At 68.3% G+C, this 19159-nt stretch carries 14 protein-coding genes; 8 read left to right on the forward strand and 6 right to left on the reverse strand.

What is annotated here, in order from left to right:
- Positions 1-18: 18 nt before the first annotated feature.
- Together M1K48_RS12070 and M1K48_RS12075 are read left to right on the forward strand one after the other, a co-directional pair.
- On the forward strand, positions 19-1263 hold the full coding sequence (locus M1K48_RS12070) for a putative DNA modification/repair radical SAM protein (protein WP_249503453.1): 1245 nt from the start codon (positions 19-21) through the stop codon (positions 1261-1263).
- Between the two features lie 46 nt (positions 1264-1309).
- Positions 1310-2842 (forward strand): UdgX family uracil-DNA binding protein, encoded by a 1533-nt coding sequence (locus M1K48_RS12075; protein ID WP_257794148.1) that lies wholly within the window; start codon positions 1310-1312, stop codon positions 2840-2842.
- Here the strand turns inward: M1K48_RS12075 and M1K48_RS12080 are convergent.
- From M1K48_RS12080 to M1K48_RS12095, 4 genes are all read right to left on the reverse strand, one after another.
- Positions 2839-4944, reverse strand: coding sequence for a TonB-dependent receptor (locus tag M1K48_RS12080; protein WP_249503454.1), 2106 nt, complete (start codon positions 4942-4944; stop codon positions 2839-2841). The two genes, M1K48_RS12075 and M1K48_RS12080, sit on opposite strands and share 4 nt — an antisense overlap.
- 131 nt (positions 4945-5075) lie before the next feature.
- Entirely contained in the window at positions 5076-8480 is a 3405-nt protein-coding gene (locus M1K48_RS12085; protein ID WP_249503455.1) for a chromosome segregation SMC family protein, read from the reverse strand.
- Positions 8481-8534: 54 nt separating this feature from the next.
- Positions 8535-9278, reverse strand: a complete 744-nt coding sequence (locus M1K48_RS12090) for a thioredoxin domain-containing protein (RefSeq protein ID WP_249503456.1) — start codon at positions 9276-9278, stop codon at positions 8535-8537.
- Positions 9275-9835 (reverse strand): DUF721 domain-containing protein, encoded by a 561-nt coding sequence (locus M1K48_RS12095; RefSeq protein WP_249503457.1) that lies wholly within the window; start codon positions 9833-9835, stop codon positions 9275-9277. Before M1K48_RS12095 ends, M1K48_RS12090 begins: the two co-directional genes overlap by 4 nt.
- 27 nt (positions 9836-9862) lie before the next feature.
- Between M1K48_RS12095 and M1K48_RS12100 the strand changes: the two genes are divergently transcribed.
- From M1K48_RS12100 to M1K48_RS12110, 3 genes are all read left to right on the forward strand, one after another.
- Positions 9863-10849, forward strand: coding sequence for an A/G-specific adenine glycosylase (locus M1K48_RS12100; protein ID WP_249503458.1), 987 nt, complete (start codon positions 9863-9865; stop codon positions 10847-10849).
- Positions 10818-11684, forward strand: a complete 867-nt coding sequence (nudC, locus tag M1K48_RS12105) for an NAD(+) diphosphatase (protein ID WP_249503459.1) — start codon at positions 10818-10820, stop codon at positions 11682-11684. The genes M1K48_RS12100 and nudC overlap by 32 nt, the downstream gene beginning before the upstream one ends.
- 66 nt (positions 11685-11750) lie before the next feature.
- On the forward strand, positions 11751-12473 hold the full coding sequence (locus M1K48_RS12110) for a c-type cytochrome (protein ID WP_249503460.1): 723 nt from the start codon (positions 11751-11753) through the stop codon (positions 12471-12473).
- A 60-nt stretch (positions 12474-12533) separates the two neighbouring features.
- Here M1K48_RS12110 and M1K48_RS12115 read toward each other — a convergent pair whose 3' ends face one another.
- Positions 12534-13415, reverse strand: coding sequence for an LOG family protein (locus tag M1K48_RS12115; RefSeq protein WP_249503461.1), 882 nt, complete (start codon positions 13413-13415; stop codon positions 12534-12536).
- A 200-nt stretch (positions 13416-13615) separates the two neighbouring features.
- On the opposite strand from M1K48_RS12115, the gene M1K48_RS12120 reads away from it, so the two are divergent.
- The 3 genes from M1K48_RS12120 (at position 13616) to M1K48_RS12130 (ending at position 17378) form a co-directional block, all read left to right on the forward strand.
- Positions 13616-15178: a peptide chain release factor 3 gene (locus M1K48_RS12120; protein WP_249505254.1), complete on the forward strand. Its 1563-nt coding sequence runs from the start codon at positions 13616-13618 to the stop codon at positions 15176-15178.
- Between the two features lie 239 nt (positions 15179-15417).
- Positions 15418-16158, forward strand: coding sequence for a hypothetical protein (locus M1K48_RS12125; protein ID WP_249503462.1), 741 nt, complete (start codon positions 15418-15420; stop codon positions 16156-16158).
- Positions 16159-16187: 29 nt separating this feature from the next.
- On the forward strand, positions 16188-17378 hold the full coding sequence (locus tag M1K48_RS12130; RefSeq protein ID WP_249503463.1) for an alpha-hydroxy acid oxidase: 1191 nt from the start codon (positions 16188-16190) through the stop codon (positions 17376-17378).
- On the opposite strand, the gene sdhA is transcribed toward M1K48_RS12130, so the two are convergent.
- Positions 17353-19155 (reverse strand): succinate dehydrogenase flavoprotein subunit, encoded by a 1803-nt coding sequence (gene sdhA, locus M1K48_RS12135; RefSeq protein ID WP_249503464.1) that lies wholly within the window; start codon positions 19153-19155, stop codon positions 17353-17355. The genes M1K48_RS12130 and sdhA overlap by 26 nt on opposite strands.
- Positions 19156-19159: the final 4 nt, after the last annotated feature.

Here is a 19159-nt window from a genome sequence, read left to right on the forward strand (position 1 = left end):
TGAACATATACCGAACAAATGGCGCAGCTCGACACCCGCGAGAAGTTGGCGATCCTCGCGGATGCCGCCAAATATGACGCGAGCTGCGCTTCGTCGGGCACGTCCAAGCGCAACAGTGTCGGCGGGAAGGGGATCGGGTCGACCGAGGGCATGGGCATCTGCCACGCCTATGCCCCCGACGGCCGCTGCATCTCGCTATTGAAGATCCTGCTGACCAACAGCTGCATCTTCGACTGCCATTATTGCATCAATCGCAAGAGCTCGAACGTCCGACGGGCGCGGTTCACGGCGCAGGAAGTCGTCAATCTCACGCTCGCCTTCTACAAGCGCAATTATATCGAGGGGCTGTTCCTCTCCTCGGGCATCATCGCCTCGTCCAACTACACGATGGAGCAATTGGTCGAGGTCGCGCGGTCGCTGCGCGAGGACCATGACTTCCGCGGTTACATCCACCTCAAGACCATCCCCGACGCCGATCCCGAGCTGGTGCGGCTGGCTGGGCTCTATGCCGACCGTATCTCGATCAATGTCGAACTGCCGACCACGCAGGGGCTGAAGCGCCTCGCGCCCGAGAAGAGCGAGCCGCAGATCGAAGGCGCGATGCTCGGCATGAAGGGCGCGATCGAGGACGGCAAGGACGCGCGCAAGAAGTACAAGTCGGCGCCCAATTTCGCGCCCGCCGGCCAGTCGACGCAAATGATCGTCGGCGCCGATGCCGCAACCGATGCGGATATCGTCGGCAAGGCCAGCACGCTCTACAACCGCTTCAGCCTGCGGCGGGTCTATTACTCGGCCTTCTCGCCCATCCCCGATGCCAGCGCGGTGCTGCCGCTGCAGCGCCCGCCGCTGATGCGCGAGCACCGGCTCTACCAATCGGACTGGCTGATGCGCTTCTACGGCTTCAAGGCCGACGAGGTGGTCAGCGCCGCCGACGTCACGGGCATGTTGCCGCTCGATATCGATCCCAAGCTCGCCTGGGCGCTCAAGTATCGCGAATATTTTCCGGTCGACGTCAACAAGGCCAGCCGGGAGCAGTTGCTGCGTGTGCCGGGGCTCGGGACCAAGGCGGTCGAGCGGATCCTTCGCTCGCGCCGGTTCCGCACCTTCACCCTCGACGACGTCGCGCGGCTGACGGTCAGTATTGCCAAGATGCGCCCGTTCATCGTCACCAGCGACTGGCGTCCGACGTTGCTGACCGACAAGGCCGACCTCAAGCGCTGGATCAAGCCCGAGAAGCACCAGCTCGAGCTGTTCGCCGCCTGAGGGGTGGGCGGAATGGCTCACTTGCCCCTCTGCGCGTTCAGCAATCATGAGTGACGCCAACGGCCGCTTCGGCAACAGTGCCGATCTGTTCGACTGCCGGCTAGGGCCCAGTGGCCGGGCCGGCGTGCTGCTGCCCGACGGTCCGCAGATCGACCCGCTCAAGATCACCCTCGATCAGCCCGACGATTTCGATGGCTGGCGCGATGCGGCGCGCGAACTGGTGATGGCCGGCGTGCCCCCGATGAGCGTGGTGTGGCAGGTCCGCGGGGAGGACGGCGAGCTGTTCGGCAGCGAAGGCGCGGTGCCGCCGCCGTCGGGCGAGCCGATGTTCTCGGTGCCCAAGCCGTTTCTCGACATGGCGAAGGCCGCGATCTGCCATTCCGAGCCGCAGCGTTTCGCCTTGCTCTATGCGTTGCTGTGGAAATTGAAGGCCAATCGCCGAGTGCTGGACGATCGCGCCGATCCGCTGGTCGACCGGCTGGAGAAGCTCGCCAAGGAAGTGCGCCGCGACGCGCACAAGATGCATGCCTTCGTCCGCTTCCGTGAAGTGGAGGAGGGGGAGGGCACCCGCTTCGTCGCCTTCTTCGAGCCCGACCATCATATCGTTCGGCGCGAGGCCGGGTTCTTCGTCCGCCGCTTCGCCACCATGCGCTGGTCGATCCTCAGCCCCGAACTGTCGATCCACTGGGATCCGGACGGCGAAACGCTGAGCGAAGGGCCGGGGGCAAGCCGCGCCGACGCGCCCGATGGCGATCCGCTCGAGGAGACCTGGCGGACTTACTATTCCAGCATCTTCAATCCCGCGCGTCTCAAGGTGAAGGCGATGCTGAAGGAGATGCCGCGGAAATATTGGCACAACATGCCGGAAACCTCGCTGGTCGCGCCGCTGATCGCGGGGGCCCGGGCACGGGAGCTGGAAATGATCGAACGTGCGCACGCCAATCTGCCCAAGGCCGACGTGCCCGTTCCCGGCGGGAACGTCGAGGCGGCATGGGCGGCACTGCGGGAAGAGGCGATGGGCTGCACCCGCTGCGACCTCCACCGCTGCGCGACCCAAACGGTGTTCGGCGAAGGGCCGCTCAACCCGCGCATCTTCTTCGTCGGCGAGCAGCCGGGCGACCAGGAGGATCTGGCCGGACGTCCGTTCGTGGGCCCCGCCGGGCAATTGTTCGACGCCGCGCTGGAAAAGGCCGGGATCGACCGCTCGACCACCTACGTCACCAATGCGGTCAAGCATTTCAAGTTCGTGCTGCGTGGCAAAAAGCGGATCCACTCCAAGCCCGACACCGCCGAGATCGACGCCTGCCGCTGGTGGCAGGAGCAGGAGCGCGCGCTGATCCGGCCGCCGCTGACGGTGGCACTGGGTGCGACCGCCGCGCGCTCGCTGACCGGCAAGACGGTGACCATCTCAAAGGTCCGCGACGCGCCGCTGACGCTGGCCGACGGCAGCGAATGCTGGGTGACGGTCCACCCCAGCTTCCTCCTCCGAATCCCCGAGGAACAGCGTCGCCGGGAGGAGCGGGCGCGGTTCGTCGAGGATCTGATGCGGATCAGGGACCGCGCCGCGGAGCTCGCCTAGAACTCTGCCTTGAGGCTCAGCCGGGCGTTGCGCGGGGCGCCGGGCGCGATGTTGTTGTCGTTGTGCGCGGTCGGGAAATAGTCGCGGTCGGTGAGGTTCTCGACGTTCAACTGGGCCTCGATGCCCGGCATCAGCTTGTAGTAAAGCGCGCCGTCGAGCCGGGCGTAGCCGGGCAGCACCGTGGCGGTGTTGGACAGGGAGGCGAAGCTCTTCGACCGGGCGAGCAGGCCGAGCCCCGCGCCGAACGCTTTGTTTGCCTGATACTTGGTCCACAGCGAGAAGCTGTGCCGCGGTACCAGCGGCACCTTCCGCCCCGCCGGGGCGGCGCTGGTCGTGCGGCGGATTTCGCTGTCCTGAAGCGCATAGCCGGCCGAAACCTGCAGCCGCGCGGCGACGCTCCGCTCGACCCCGAGCTCCAGCCCGCGGGTGCGGGTCGCGCCGGTGAGAAGGTTGGGCAGGCCAACGATCGGATTGGGCGCCTGCGTGTTCCTGCGGTCGAGCTGGTAGACCGCGGCGGTGGCGAGCAGGCCGTCGAGCAGCTCCCACTTGGCGCCGGCTTCGACATTGTCGAACTGTTCGGGCTTCAGCGCCGCGCTGGTCTGGGTCAGTCCGCCGAACTGGTCGCCCGACTGGGGCAGGTAGGAGCGCGAATAGCTGGTGTAAAAGCTGAGGTTCTTGTTGGGCTTCACCACCAGACCAAGTCGCGGCGAGACCAGCTGGTCGGTGCGGGCGAAGGTCGGCACATTGGTGCGTTCGTCATCGACCGACAGGCGGAAGCGGTCGAACCGGAGCCCGGCGACCAGCTCGATCCACTCGGCGGGCTTGAGCTGGGTCTGGGCATAGGCGGCGGCGACGGTGGCGCGGGTGCGATTGTCGGCATCACTGGCGGCGCGGAAGAATTCGATCCGGCGTTCGACGGTCGGGTTGGCGAGGGTGACGGAGGAGCCATTGGCATCGAGGAAACGGCCGGACAGGCGCTGGTTGCGGCTGGTCTGGCGCCCGACCTCGAAGCCGAACAGCCAGGTCTGATCGATCCCGGCCAGGCTGCCGTCCCACACCAGGTCGGTCTGGCTGATCAGATTCCGGCGATCGTTGCGACTGTTGTAGGCGCCGATCGCCACCGTGCCGGTCGCGCTGACGGCGCTGTTCGGGAAGAGGTTGGCATAGAATTTGTCGTAGTCGGCGAATTGCGAACGATGGCGGAGCAGCAGATTGTCGCCGAACTTCTGCTCGACGCCCAGCGTCGCGATCTGCACATCGGCATCGCTGACGCTGTTGGCGGGATCGCCGAAGAACCCCGCGTCGAAGCCTTCGAGTGGGCGACGGCCAAGCGACGGGATGCCGCGGTCGGTGGTGCGGCGGTCGTGGAAATATTCGTAGGAGAGGTCGACGCGGGTGTCGCTGCCGGGCTGCCAGCCGAGCGTCGGGTTGATACCGTAGCGCTTGATCTTCGTGAAGTCGCGGAAGCTGTCGCCATGCTCCCACACGCCGTTGACCCGCAGTCCCAGCGCGCCCGCCAGCCGCACATTGTCGTCGGTGGTCAGGCGGGTCCCGCCCTCGCTGTCGTGGCTGATGATGAATTGCCGGTCGTCGAGCAGGCCCGCGCGCTTGGTGACGCGGTTTATCACCCCGCCGCCGCCGCCGCGGCCGAAGATCATCGCATTGGGGCCCTTCAGCACCTCGACCCGGTCGAGATTGTAGAAGTCGCGAAAATATTGCGCGTCATCGCGCAGGCCGTCGACGAAGAAGTCGGCGGTGGTGTTGTTGCCGCGCAGGGTCAGCTGGTCGCGATTGGCCTCGCCGGTGCCGGGGGTGGCGCCGGGCACGAACATCAGCAGGTCGGCGACCGAGCGCAGTGACTGGTCCTCGATCTGCGCTTCGGACACGATCGAGATCGCTTGCGGGATATTGCGCAGCGCGGTCACGGTCTTGGTACCCGTGATCGTCGACTTCACCCCATATTCCTCGCGGCTGCCGGTCACCACGATGACTTGCGCGGCGTCCTGTTCGGCAGCGGTCGCGTCGGCGTCGGCGGCAAGGGCGGCGGTGCCGGGGACGAGGACGAGGGTGGCGCCAGCAAGGGCGCGTTGGAGGCAACGCACGTCGGATTTCCTTTGGGAGGTCGGATCGTTTCGGTAGAGACTTGCTAAAGCTAATGCGAGTTATTCGCAACAAGCGGATGCGCGTCATCAGGATTGTTCATCGAACTGACAACAAGCATCGGCCCAGCCGATCATTCGGCTGCCAGCAACTGCTCCGCACCGCCAAGGTCGACCGAGACGATCCGGCTGACCCCCTGCTCGACCATGGTCACCCCGAACAATCGATGCATCCGGCTCATCGTCACCGCATTGTGGGTGACGATGAGGTAGCGGGTGTCGGTCTCCGCCGTCATCCGGACGAGCAGGTCGCAGAAGCGCTCGACATTGGCGTCGTCGAGCGGGGCGTCGACCTCGTCAAGCACGCAGATCGGCGAGGGGCGGGTCAGGAACAGGGCGAAGATCAGCGCCACGGCGGTGAGCGCCTGCTCGCCGCCCGACAGTAGCGATAGAGAGGACAGCTTCTTGCCCGGCGGCTGGGCCATGATCTCGAGCCCCGCTTCCAGCGGATCGTCGCTGTCGATCAGCGCCAGATGCGCCTGACCGCCGTTGAACAGGGTGGTGAAGAGGCTGCGGAAATGGCGGTCGACGGCTTCGAAGGCGGACAGCAGCCGCAGGCGGCCTTCTCGGTTGAGGCTGCCGATCGAGCCGCGCAGGCGGTTGATCGCTTCCTGCAATTCGTCGCGCTCGGCCGCGCCTTGCATCCGGGTCTGCTCAAGCTCGGCCAGTTCCTGCTCGGCCACTAGGTTGACGGGGCCGATCCGTTCGCGGTCGGCGGCGGCGCGTTCAAGCGCGGCGCTTTCCTCGGCCGCGGGTGCGAGGTCATCGGCGTCGAACCCTAACCGCGTCGGCAGTAGGGGCGGCGGGCATTCGAACTTCTCGCCGCACACCCGGCCATATTCGATCCGCCGCGCGACCTGCGCCTCGGCTCGCGCCGCCGCGGCCGCGCGCCGCTCACGGGCCGAAGCCATGGCTTCATTGGCCTGGGCGAGCGCGGCGCCCGCATCGGCCAGCATCGTCTCGGCCTCGCGCTCGGCATTAAGCGCTGCGTGGAGCAGCGCGCCGGTTCCGGCCACCGCCTGCTCGATCCGGGATACGTCGATGGACAGGCGGTCCGGCTCCCCTTCGAGGGCGCTGCGTTCGGAGGCGATGCGGCTGGCGCGCCCGGCGATATCGTCGATCCGCCGCGCCGCAGCGGCAGCGCGCTCGCGCCAGGCGGCCTGCTCCCCGGCGGCGGCAAGCTGGCGCTGGCGATCGGTCGCCGCCGCCCGCGCGGCGGTGGCGAGGTCGGCACGGCGTTCGGCCAGCAGGCGCCCCTGCTCAGCGGCGGCGGCGCGGGCCTGGACCACCTCGCTGGCGAGCAGGTCCTCGGCCGGGAGCGCGGCAAAGGTCACCTCGGCTTCGGCCACGGCCTTGCGTGCCGCCGCCACGACGGGGGCCAATTCCTCGACGCGCTGGTGGAGCGCCTGCTGCTGATGGGCGTGCCGTTCAAGCGCTGCCGATGCCGCATCCTCGTTGCGCCGGGCCTGACGCAGCTTGGCCTCTGCCGCGGCAAAGGCGGTCCGCGCAGCATCGATCTGTTGCCCGGCGGCAGTCAGCCGGGCCGTGGCCTGCGCCTGCGCCTTGCGGGCCTGTTCGAGCGTCTGCTCAAGGGCCGGGAGGCCCTGGCGCAGGGTTGCCAGTCGATTGACCCGTTCCAGCCGCTCGGCGGCGGCCGCGCCCGAGCCGCTGCTGACGAAGCCATCCCACCGGCGGAGCCGTCCGGCGATCGTCACCAGGCGCTGGCCCACTTGGAGGGTCTGGCCATCATCCCGTTCCGCTACGCCGATTTGCCGCAACCGGCGCGCAAGCTCGTCCGGCGCCTTCACGTGGTCGGCGAGCGCCGCCAGACCGGCAGGCAGCGCAGGATCCTCGTCACCGGGAGCAGCGCCGACCCAGCCGCGCTCACCTTCTTGCCCAAGCGGCGCGCCGAGATCGTCGCCGAGCGCCGCAGCCAGCGCTTTCTCATAGCCCGGGGCGACGGCGATCGAGGCCAGCACACCCCGCCCGGGGGCTGCGGCCAGCGCACGGTCGAGCGCAGTGATCTCGCTAGCCGCCGCGGCGTGGGCGGTACGCGCCTGCGATAGTTGGAGATCGGCCGCCTCGCGGAACGAAGCAGCGGCAGCGCGATCCTGTTCGGCCGTTGCGATCGCAGCTTCAGCTGCAATACTTGATGCTTCGGCTTGGGCCACGGCATCGCGGACGGCGGTGAGCGAGTCCGTAAGCGCCTGTCGGTCGCCGAGCGCCGCAAGCGAGCGGTCGAGTCCTGCGCGTTCGTCGCTCAGACGTCTGTCGTGACTGCGCGCGGCATTAAGCGAGGCCAGCGCTACCTGCCGTTCGGCCCGCAGCGCCGCTTCCTTCGTCAGCAACCCGGCGAGGGCCGCTTCCGCCGCGCGGTTGTCCTCCTCCGCCTTACCCAGCGCCAGCACCAATTGTGACTGACGACTGTCGCCCTCGGCCAGCCGCGCGGCCAGCGTCTCCATCTCGGCGGCAAGGGTTGCGATGGCGGTGTCGGCATCGCTCGCGAGGGCGGTTTCCCGCTTGCGCTCCTCCTCGAGCTGCCCTGCCAGCCGGCCTAGCTCGACCAGTCGCCGCCGGGCGGTGTCGAGTGCGGCGCGCGCGGTCGCCAGCTTGTGAGCCAGGTCCTGACCTTCCTCCCGGGCCCTGCCGGCCGCCTGGCGCCGGTCGGCGACCAGTTCGGCGGCGGACGCCTGCGCCGCTTGCGCCTGCTCGAGCGCGCGGGTCAGCGAGGTCACGTCGGCCATTGCGGCATCAGCCTCGCGTCCGGCGACCAGCGCAGCGGCGTCGGCCTCCTTCCAGCGGCTGTAGAGAAGGCGGCCCTCGGCCAGGCGGATGCGCTCGGTCAGGGCACGGTAGCGTTCGGCGGCGCGCGCCTGCCGCTTAAGGGCCGCGACCCGCTGCTCCTGGTCGCCGAGCAGTTCATCGAGCCGCTGAAGGTTGGCCTCGGTCGCGCGCAGCCGGGTCTCGGCATCCTTGCGGCGGACGTGGAGCCCGGCGATGCCGGCCGCTTCCTCCAGCATCTGCCGCCGTTCGGCCGGGCGGGCGGCGATCATCGCGCCGATCCGCCCCTGGCTGACGAGGGCAGGGCTGTGCGCGCCGGTGGCGGCATCGGCGAACAGCAGGGCGACGTCCTTCTGGCGGACGTCGCGGCCGTCGATCCGATAGGCCGAGCCGGCACCCCGCTCGATCCGGCGGGTCACCTCGCTGTCGCCTTCCGGGCCGCGGTCGATCAGCAGCGACACTTCGGCGAAGTCGCGGGCTGGGCGGCTGGCGGTGCCGGCGAAGATCACATCTTCCATCCCGCCGCCGCGCAAGCTCTTGGGGCTGCCCTCGCCCATCACCCAGCGCAGCGCCTCGAGCAGGTTCGACTTGCCGCAGCCATTGGGGCCGACGACGCCCGTCAGCCCCGGCTCGATCCTCAGCTCGGCCGGCTCGACGAAGCTCTTGAAGCCCGTCAGCGAAAGGCGGCGGAACCGCATAGTCCTACGTCGTCACTCCCCCCGGATGTGGACGCGCAGACCCTCAGTCGAGGATCATTGCGCGGCCTTGATCGCAGCCTCCAGCGCATCCCAATTGCCCTGGCCGGGAGTGGGCTTCACTTCCTCGCCGTCGACCAGGAAGGTCGGCGTGCCGGGAATGTCGTAGGTCGACGAGGCATCGCTGTTCATCTGCACGATGCGGTCGATTTCGCCCTGGTCGGCGAGACACTGGCTGGTCTTGCCCGAAGGAAGGCCGCGCTGTGCCGCCCATTCCTGCACGCCAGCGAGCTGCGCCATGCGGGCGAATTGCTGCGCGGGCGGAAGGCTCTGCAGCTGGGCGAGCTGATCCTGCGGGACCGCCTGGATCCGGTCGAAAAAGCTCTTCTGCTCGGCATAGATGCCATTGGTCAGCGTGAAGAACTGCGGCGTCGCGCCGGCGCAGCGGGTGACCAGCGAAATGGCGATGTCGAGCGGATCACGCACGAAATTGCGGAATTCGAAGCTGACGTTGCCGGTCTTGACGTAATTGTCGACCAGTTTGGCCTCGTCCTTGGTCGCGAAGTCGGCGCAGACGTGGCAGGTCATCGAGCCGAATTCGACGACCTTCACCTTGGCCTGCGGATTGCCCATCAGCATCCCGCCCTCGGTGGTGGCGGACACTAGCTTGGACCAGTCGCCATTGGGCGCCTGGACCGGGGCTGCCGCCGGATTGTCGTTCTGGGCCGCGGGCTGCTGCTTGCAGGCGGTGGCGCCGAGGGCCAGCAGGCTGGCGGCCACGGCGAGGCTGAGCTTCTTCATGTGTCCTGATCACTCCGAAGGGGGCGTGGTTTGAGGGAAAAGGGTGCCGGAACGATGGTCGGCGGTCCATCCGCCGCGGCAATCTTGCCGGCAAGGCTTTCGAGCATGGTGCGCAACTCGAGATCGGGGATCTCGCGCAGGCCCTGGCCAAGTTCGCGCGGCACCGGCGCAGGGCTGGGCCGATCGGGCCTGGGCGCCGGCTTGGCGCGGCTGCCGTGGCGGAACACGACCTTCGACACCGCCTCGTAGCCGAAGAACAGATTGACCCGCTCGATGATCATCGGCGCGAGGTGCTGGATCAGCGGGGCATGGGCGCCATCGACCGCGAGGGTCAGGGTGCCGCCGTTCTTCTTGCCGGCGGGGAAGCGGATCGATTCGGGGGTCGAGACCTTGGCGTAGCGTTCGCCGACGATCTCGGTCCAGCGCGAGACGACCGCGCCCTGGACGAAGCCGAATTTCTTGAACGCCATGCCGCCTACGCCGAGCGCAAGGTCGCCCGCGGCGCGCATGCGACCGGAACGAGGTGCTTCTTGCGGGTCGGGCTTTTTCTTCGACATTGCAGCGGCTCATGCCATAGGCCGCGGATGGACGCTACCGCGGCGAACCTCCTGCTCGAGCATCATCGCCGCCATGCTCGCGACCTGCCGTGGCGAATGACCCCGCGCGATCCCTACCGGACGTGGCTGAGCGAGGTGATGCTTCAGCAGACCACGGTCGCGACGGTGACCCCGCGCTTCCTGCGCTTCGTCGAGCGCTGGCCGACGGTGGAAGCGCTGGCCGCCGCGCCCGACGAGGACATCCTGGGGGAATGGGCAGGGCTCGGCTATTACGCCCGTGCCCGCAACCTCATCGCCTGCGCCCGCGCGGTCGCCGAGCGCGGTGCGTTCCCGACAACCGAGGTGGAGCTGAGGAAGCTTCCCGGGCTCGGCGCCTACACCGCCGCCGCCGTTGCCGCGATCGCGTTCGGGGAGGATGCGGCGGCGATCGATACGAACGTTGAGAGGGTCGCGGCGCGGGTGTTCGCGATCGCTGACCGCAAGGCGGCGGGCGAGGCGGCCAAGGGCTGGTTCCCGGCCGGTCACCATGGCGAGTTCGCCGAGGCGCTGATGGACCTGGGGTCGAACATCTGCCGGCCCAAGGCGCCGAACTGCCAGGTCTGCCCGATCGCGGCGCATTGCCGGGCGCGAGCGCTCGGCTGTCCTGAGGCCTTTCCAGCAGCCAAGGTCAAAAAGGATCGCCCGCACCGTTACGGGATCGCCTGGTGGGTCCGGCCCGGCAATGAGGTGTGGCTGGTACGGCGACCGGTCAAGGGCCTACTCGGCGGGATGGCGGCGCTGCCCGGGCCCGTATGGAGTGAGCAGCGGCCGGCGGTGAACCCGCTCGCCATTCACCGGCACGGCTTCACCCACTTCACGCTCGACCTGATGGTAGTGCCCTGCGCCGAGCCGCCGGCGGGGGAGGGCTGGTGGCAGTCCGTGTCTGACCTCGGCTCGGCGGGTCTGCCGACGCTTTATCGCCGCGCGATCGAGGCCGCGCTTCATGCAGAACGGGAACCGCGACTTGCCGCCTGAAATCTTCTTCGCCGGTCCGGGGATCGACCGGGCCGATGCGCTGCGGGGGCAGCCGGATCGGCTGGAGGCACTCGCCCGCTCTCCGCAGGCGCGCCAATTGGAGTGGGCGGATGGCCTGCCCCGGCTCGATGGCGAAGGGCGGCTGTGCTGGGAGCAGGTGACCGATCCCGCGCTGTTCCTCGGCCTCGACGGGGATCGGCCGTGCTTCTCGCCGGTGGCGGCCGGGGGCGGCGACGTGCGGGCGCAGTTCGGGGCGCTGGCGCATCTGTCGGCGAGCGAGGCGCCCCTATTGGCCGCCGCGGTCAGCCTTGCTTCGTGGCATCGCCGGCATCGCTTTTGCGCCAATTGCGGGGCCTCGAGCGCGATCGTCCGTGGCGGCTGGTCGCGCCAATGCGGGGCGTGCGGCGCCGAGCATTATCCGCGGGTCGATCCGGTGGTGATCATGCTGGCCGAGTACGACGGCCGCGTCCTGCTCGGTCGGCAGCCGCGGTTTCCCCCACGGCGCTATTCGGCGCTGGCCGGGTTCGTTGAGGTGGGCGAGAGCCTGGAAGCGGCGGTGGCGCGCGAATTGCACGAGGAAGCCGGAGTGCGGGTGCACGGCGTGCGCTACGTGGCGAGCCAGCCGTGGCCGTTCCCCTCCTCGTTGATGATCGCCTGCCATGCCTTGAGCGAGCAGGACGCGCTGACGATCGACGAGACCGAGCTGGAGGACGCCCGCTGGTTCACCCGCGCCGAGGTCGAGGCGGCAATGGCGGGGGCGCCGGACGCCAGCTTCCTTGCTCCGCCGCCCTATGCGATCGCGCACAGCCTTCTTGCCTACTGGCTGGCCGCTTGAAGAAGCGCCGCCGCCCCCTTAAAGGGGCGCCAGAATTCCCTCCGATCGGACGCAAAAAGACCTCTCATGCAGGACAATAACAACACCATCGCCGGCTGGGTGCTGTTCGCCGGGATCGTCGCGCTGGGCGGCACCCTGGCTTCGGGCATCGTGTTCCATGGCGAGCGGCCGGAAACCATGGGCTATCCGATCGAGGGCGTGGTCGAGGAAGGCGCCGCCGGCGCTGAGGCCGAGGAGCCGATCGAATTCTACCTCGCCGGCGCCGACGTCGCCAAGGGCGCGGAAGTCTTCAAGAAGTGCCAGGCCTGCCACACGGTCGACCAGGGCGCGGCGAACGGCCTCGGTCCCAACCTGTGGGGCACTTATGGCAAGCCGCACGGCCACGTTCCGGGCTTCGCTTATTCGGACGCGCTGAAGGGCGTGCCGGGGGTGTGGGACTGGAAGAGCATGAACGAGTGGCTCACCAACCCGAAGAAATATGCGCCGGGCACCAAGATGACCTTTGCCGGCCTCAGCAACCCGCAGGACCGCGCCAATGTGATGGCCTTCCTCAATTCCAAGAGCCCTGCGCCGCTGCCGCTGCCGGCCGCTCCGGTCGCCTCGACCGCGGGTGCCGCGGGCGACAAGGCGGCGTCCGAAGCCGACGATGCCGGCGCTCAGAAGGCCGAGAACGAGCCGGTGCTGACCGAGCAGGAAGCTCAGAAGGGCGGCATGGCCAACGTCCGCGGCGAGGGTGCTTCCAAGGTGACGGCGGGTGGGACCACCACCAGCCCTGCTCCCAAGCAGTAAGCAGCAGACACTCCGAACAAGGGGCTCCGGCGACAAACCGGAGCCCCTTTTCGTTGGGGCCTATTCGGCTGCGGCCTTGGCCTCTTCCTTGGCATAGTAGTCGCAGACGTGGCCCCAGCCTTCCTCGGCGGTTTCGCACCAGGTGAGGAGGTCGAGGTCGCGTTCGGAAATGACGCCCTCCTCGACCAGCGCCGGGAAGTTCACCACCCGCTCCCAGAACTCGCGTCCGTAGAGGAGGATGGGGAGCGGCCGGACCTTGCCGGTCTGGATCAGGGTCAGCAGTTCGAACATCTCATCGAAGGTGCCGAACCCACCCGGGAACACCGCCACCGCGCGGGCGCGGAGCAGGAAGTGCATCTTCCTGAGGGCGAAATAGTGGAATTGGAAGCTCAGCGACGGGGTGACATAGGGGTTGGGCAGCTGCTCGTGCGGAAGCACGATGTTGAGGCCGATGCTCTCCGCGCCAACATCCTGCGCCCCGCGATTGGCGGCTTCCATGAAGGAGGGACCACCGCCCGAGCAAACCACGAAGTGACGCTGCCCGTCCTCGTCGCGGTCGGTCTTGCTGACCAGCTGGGCGAGTTCGCGCGCCACATCATAGTAACGCGACTTGGCGACCAGCCGCTCGGCGATCACCCGTTCCTTGTCGGTGCGGGCGGCGGCGAGCAGGGCCTGGGCCTTGACCGGTTCGGGCACGCGGGCCGAGCCGTAGAAGACGAAGGTCGAACCGATCTTCTGCTCGTCGAGGAACAGCTCGGGCTTCAGCAGCTCGAGCTGGAAGCGCACGGGCCTGAGGTCCGGGCGGAGCAGGAAGTCCTTGTCCTGGAAGGCGAGGTCGTAGGCCGCATGCTCGGTCTGCGGGCTGGACGGGATGTGCTTGGCAGCTTCGGCGTCGACCTTGGCGTCGGGAAAGATGCGCTTGGGGGGTACTGGATCAGTCATAAGCGGCCGCGCTTAGCCGAGGTGGCGGGGTTTCCCAAGGGGTCGCTGTGGCACGGCCCTTCGTTTCGCGGGACACTTGCACTAAATGGCCGCAAACAGAATCACCCGGCCCTGGCGGACCGGGCAGGAGCGCTTTCTTGAATCTTGAGACCAACTCCCTCGGCGACGCCGTTCGCGGCGGCGATACTGCCTTCAGCGCGCTGGAGCGGCGGACCTTTGCCATCATCTCGCACCCGGACGCCGGCAAGACCACGCTGACCGAAAGCCTGCTTCATGCCGCCGGCGCGGTGCACGAAGCGGGCGAGGTCAAGGCGCGCGGCGACCGGCGGCGGGCGCGGTCGGACTGGATGAAGATCGAGCAGCAGCGCGGCATCTCGGTCACCAGCTCGGTCATGACCTTCCAGCGCGGCGACATCCTGTTCAACCTGCTCGACACCCCGGGGCACCAGGACTTCAGCGAAGACACCTACCGCACGCTGACGGCGGTGGATTGCGCGATCATGGTGATCGACGCCGCCAAGGGGATCGAGCCGCAGACCCACAAATTGTTCGAGGTCTGCCGCATCCGCAACGTGCCGATCATCACCTTCGTCAACAAGGTCGACCGCGAGGGGCTGAGCCCGTTCGTGCTGCTCGACGAGATCGCCGAGGTGCTGCAGCTGGACGTGTCCCCACAGAACTGGCCGACCGGGATCGGCGGGCTGTTTCATGGGCTGTACGACCTGCGCCGGTCGCAACTGCTGGTCGCCGACCGCAGCGACGGCGTGGTGCCGGGACGCTGGGTCGAAGCGGCGGGGACCGACGATCCAGCGCTGGCCGACGTCATTCCGGCCGACGCGGCGGCGAGCCTGGCCGAGGATGGCGGGCTGGCGATGGCCTCCTATCCCGAGTTCGACCTTGCCGCGTTCCGGGCCGGCGATCTGACCCCGGTGATCTTCGGCAGCGCCTTGCGCGGGTTCGGGATCGAGCAATTGCTCGACGTCCTCGCGGACGACGGGCCGCCGCCGCAGCCGCAACCGGCCCGCCCCGCTCCGGTCGGCCCGGACGAGCCGCGGCTGACCGGCTTCGTATTCAAGGTTCAGGCCAACATGGACCCCAATCACCGCGACCGGGTGGCGTTCGTGCGCATCTGCTCGGGCAAGCTGACCCGCGGCATGAAGGTGCTGAACAGCCGCGGCGGCAAGGCGCTGGCGCTGCACAATCCGATCACCTTCTTCGCGCGCGACCGCGAACTGGCGCATGGCGCGGTGGCGGGCGACATCGTCGGCATTCCCAACCACGGCACCCTGCGGGTCGGTGACACGCTGACCGAGAAGGGCGACGTGGTGTTCACCGGCCTGCCCGACTTCGCGCCCGAAATCCTGCGCCGGGTGCGGCTGGGCGATCCATTGAAGGTCAAGCAGATGCGGCGCGGGCTGGCCGATTTGGCCGAAGAGGGCGTGATCCGCTTGTTCAAGCCGGCGATGGGATCGGCCTGGATCGTCGGCGTGATTGGCGAACTGCAATTGGACGTGCTGCAGACCAGGCTGGAGCAGGAATATGGTGCGCGGCTGGAATTCGAGCCCTCGCCTTACGAGGTCGCACGGTGGGTTCGGGCGGACGATCCGGCCGAGCTCAAGAAGCTGACCGAAGCGCTGCGGTCGAACATGGCCGAGGACCAAGACGGGGTGCCGGTGCTGCTGATGCGCAATGCGTGGGAGCATGGGCGGTTCGAGCAGGAATGGCCGGCGATCACCTTCAGCGCGGTGCGCGAGCGCAGCTGATCGAAGGGCGGTAGCCGGAACCAAAGGGCGTCGTGGCCGCTCCTCCTTCCAAAGGAGAACAATCATGCTGCGACGCCTGTTGATGACCTTTGGTCTTAGCTACCTCATGAAGCGCCTTGCCGGGGGCCGCCGTCCCGGCGTCCGCCGCTACTAGAAAGACATCATGACTCCCGGCGCAGCCATGGCACTGCGCCGGGAGTAGCGTTCGGTTTTGACCGCAGGAGAGCCGGGTGCGGTTCATGGATTTGAGTTCATGGCACGGCATCCTGGTTTCGATCGGCGGCCTTGCGCTGGTGACGCTGATCGGGGTCGGCATCCGCCTGCTGGTGATGATGACCATCCAGCAGCGCCGCGAGCGGATGAACCGCCAAATCAATGAGCGACTGCGGACGTTGATCGCGGCTTATCGAACGCTGGGTGGCTCCTTTACCGGGGACCTGGCGGTCGATCCGGCGCACCTGCGCGATCTTCGTGGACCGCCAATTGATGCCGACGGCGATGGCGTGCCCGACCGCGCGGTGGACCTGTCTCCGGAAGCGCTGGGTTCGGATCGATCCCGCCGGATCCGCGACGCGGTCGAGGCAGCGCTGGCCGACATCCTGCTGCTGGGCACCGACGAGCATGTCCGGCTGGCCGAGCGCGCCGCGAGCGAGCTGGTGGCGGGGCGCAAGGTACATACCCACGAACTGGTGGTGGCGCTGCGCGACTATGTCCGCGAGGCGCTGCAGCTCGATCCCATCCCGAGCGACGTCGCGAAGTCGATTCCGTTCCAAGGTCCGACGCGCCCGGCGAGCGGCGGAGGTGGCGGCAAGGGCCGGGGCGGCGGTGACGGCGAGCGCGGCGGCGGTGGTGGTGGCCGTGGCGGCGGTGGCGGCGGCATGGGCATGGGCGGAGGCATGGCCGCGGGCAGGATCGGCCTCGGGGTCGGCGCCGGCGCGGTGGCCGAGAGCGACGGCGAGGAGCGCCCGTCCGGTTCCTAAGTCGGACCGCATCGGCTAGTCCGGGGGGCATGGGGCTGGGGACCAATGGGCGGCTGACGCGAGCCAACAATATCGCCGATATGCGGCGGCTGGCGCAGCGGGCGCTGCCGCGGCCGATCTTCGATTATATCGACGGCGGTGCCGACGATGAGGTGAGCCTGGCCCGGAACAGTGCGGCGTTCGGCGGCTACGAGATTGTGCCCGACGTGCTGACTGACGTGTCGCGGATCGAAACCGCGACGACCCTGTTCGGGCAAGCAGTCGCTGCGCCGCTGATGCTGGCGCCGACCGGTTTGACCCGGATGTTCCATGATCAGGCCGAACTGCCGGTGGCGCGGGCGGCCGCACGGCATGGGCTGCTCTACAGCCTGTCGACGCTCGGGACCACGCGGCTGGAGGCGCTGGCGGAGGCGTTCGGCGGGCCAAAGGTCTTCCAGATTTACATCTTCAAGGATCGCGGGCTGACTGCCGAGTTCGTCGCGCGGTGCAAGGCGGCGGGCTTCCACGGGCTGGCGCTGACCGTCGACACGCCGGTGGCGGGCAATCGCGAGCGCGACCGGTTCAACGGACTGTCGCTGCCGCCGCGGCTGACATTCAAGTCCTTCCTGAGCTTCGCCGCGCATCCGGGCTGGTCGCTTCCGGCGCTGCGTGGGTCGAAGTTCGATTTCGCCAATGTCAGCCACAAGGTGGACGTGCTGGCGGGCGGGCCGATGAGCCTGTTCGACTATATTGGCGGGCAGTTCGACCGGAGCCTGACGTGGAAGGACGTCGAGTGGCTGGCGGACCAATGGGGCGGGCCGCTGGCGATCAAGGGGCTGATGACGCCCGAGGATGCCAGGCGCGCGATCGCGTCCGGGGCGAGCGGAGTGATGGTGTCGAACCATGGCGGCCGCCAATTGGACGGGGCGCCGGCGCCGATCGACCAGATTGCGGCGGTGCGCGATGCGCTGGGCGATGGCCCCGAGGTCATCTGCGACGGCGGCATCCGGCGCGGGTCGGACGTGGTCAAGGCGCTGGCGCTGGGCGCCACCGGCTGCTCGATCGGGCGGCCCTACCTCTACGGCCTGGCGGCGGGCGGGGAGGCGGGCGTGGACCGGGCGCTGACCCTGCTGCGCGAGGAGTTCGAGCGGACGCTAGCGCTGGCGGGCGTCAACGACATCGGTCGCCTCGCCCGCCGGCACGTGCGTCCGCTGCTCAGTAGACCCGCGCCTTGGGCTTGATGTAGCCGACTTCGTCGGTGAGCGTGTAGTCGTGGACCGGGCGGTAATCGATGCGGACGTTGCCGCCGGTGCCGCCCCAGCCTTCGAACCAGGCGATGGTGTGCCTCATCCAGCCGGCGTCGTCGCGGTTAGGATAATCCTCGTGCATGTGCGCGCCACGGCTTTCCTTGCGGTTGGCGGCGCTGTGCATGGTGACGACGGCCTGGCTGAGCATGTTGTCGAGCTCCATCGTCTCGACCAGATCGGTGTTCCAGATCAGGCTGCGGTCGGTGACCTTGATGTCCTGGAGACCGCGGTAGATGGCGTCGATCTTGCCGACGCCTTCGTCGAGCGTGCGTTCGGTGCGGAACACCGCGCAATCGGCCTGCATGGTGCGCTGCATGTCGTTGCGTAGCTTGGCGGTCGGCGTGTCACCGTCGGCGTTGCGGAACTTGTCGAGGCGGGCGAGGGCGATGTCGGCGCTGTCGGTCGGAAGCATCGGCTGCGCGGCGCTGGGCTTGAGGATTTCGCCGAGGCGCAGGCCGGCGGCGCGGCCGAACACGACGAGGTCGATCAGGCTGTTGGAGCCGAGGCGGTTGGCGCCGTGGACGCTGACGCAGGCCGCTTCGCCGACCGCGAACAGGCCGGGGACGACGCTGTCGGGCTCGCCATTCTTCAGGGTGACGACTTCGCCGTGATAGTTGGTCGGGATGCCGCCCATATTGTAGTGGACGGTCGGCGTGACCGGGATCGGCTCGCGTGTCATGTCGACGCCGGCGAAGATCTTGGCGGTCTCGGTGATGCCGGGGAGGCGTTCGGCCAGGATCTTGGGATCGATGTGGTCGAGGTGGAGGAAGATGTGGTCCTTCTCCTTGCCGACGCCGCGGCCTTCGCGGATTTCCATCGCCATCGAGCGCGACACGACGTCGCGGCTGGCGAGGTCCTTGGCGCTCGGGGCGTAGCGTTCCATGAAGCGCTCACCGGCGGAGTTGGTGAGATAACCGCCCTCGCCGCGCGCGCCCTCGGTGATGAGGACGCCGGCGCCGTAGATGCCGGTCGGGTGGAACTGGACGAATTCCATGTCCTGCAAAGGCAGGCCGGCGCGGAGCACCATCGCATTGCCGTCGCCGGTGCAGGTGTGGGCCGAGGTGGCGGAAAAATAGCAGCGGCCGTAGCCGCCGGTCGCCAGCACCACCGACTGGGCGCGGAAGCGGTGGATCGAGCCGTCTTCCATGCACAGTGCGAGCAGCCCGCGGCATTCGCCGTCGACCATGATCAGGTCGAGCGCGAAATATTCGACGAAGAAGTCGGCGTCGTAGCGCAGGCTCTGCTGGTACAAGGTGTGCAGCATCGCATGGCCGGTGCGGTCGGCGGCAGCGCAGGTGCGCTGGGCGGCGGGGCCCTCGCCCATGTTCTGGGTCATACCGCCGAACGCGCGCTGGTAGATCTTGCCTTCGTCGGTGCGGCTGAACGGCAGGCCGGCGTGCTCGAGCTCGTAGACCGCCGCCGGGGCTTCGCGGCAGAGATATTCGATCGCGTCCTGGTCGCCGAGCCAGTCGGAGCCCTTGACGGTGTCGTACATGTGCCAGGTCCAATGGTCCGGGCCCATGTTGCCGAGGCTGGCGGCGATCCCGCCCTGTGCCGCAACGGTGTGGCTGCGGGTGGGAAAGACCTTCGTGACGCAGGCGGTCTTCAGGCCCTTTTCGGCCGCGCCCATGGTGGCGCGCAGGCCCGCGCCGCCGGCGCCGACGACAACGACGTCATAGACATGATCGATGATCTGGTAGGCGGCACTCATGGGG

This window comes from Sphingomonas glaciei, from assembly GCF_023380025.1.
Classification (GTDB): domain Bacteria; phylum Pseudomonadota; class Alphaproteobacteria; order Sphingomonadales; family Sphingomonadaceae; genus Sphingomicrobium; species Sphingomicrobium glaciei.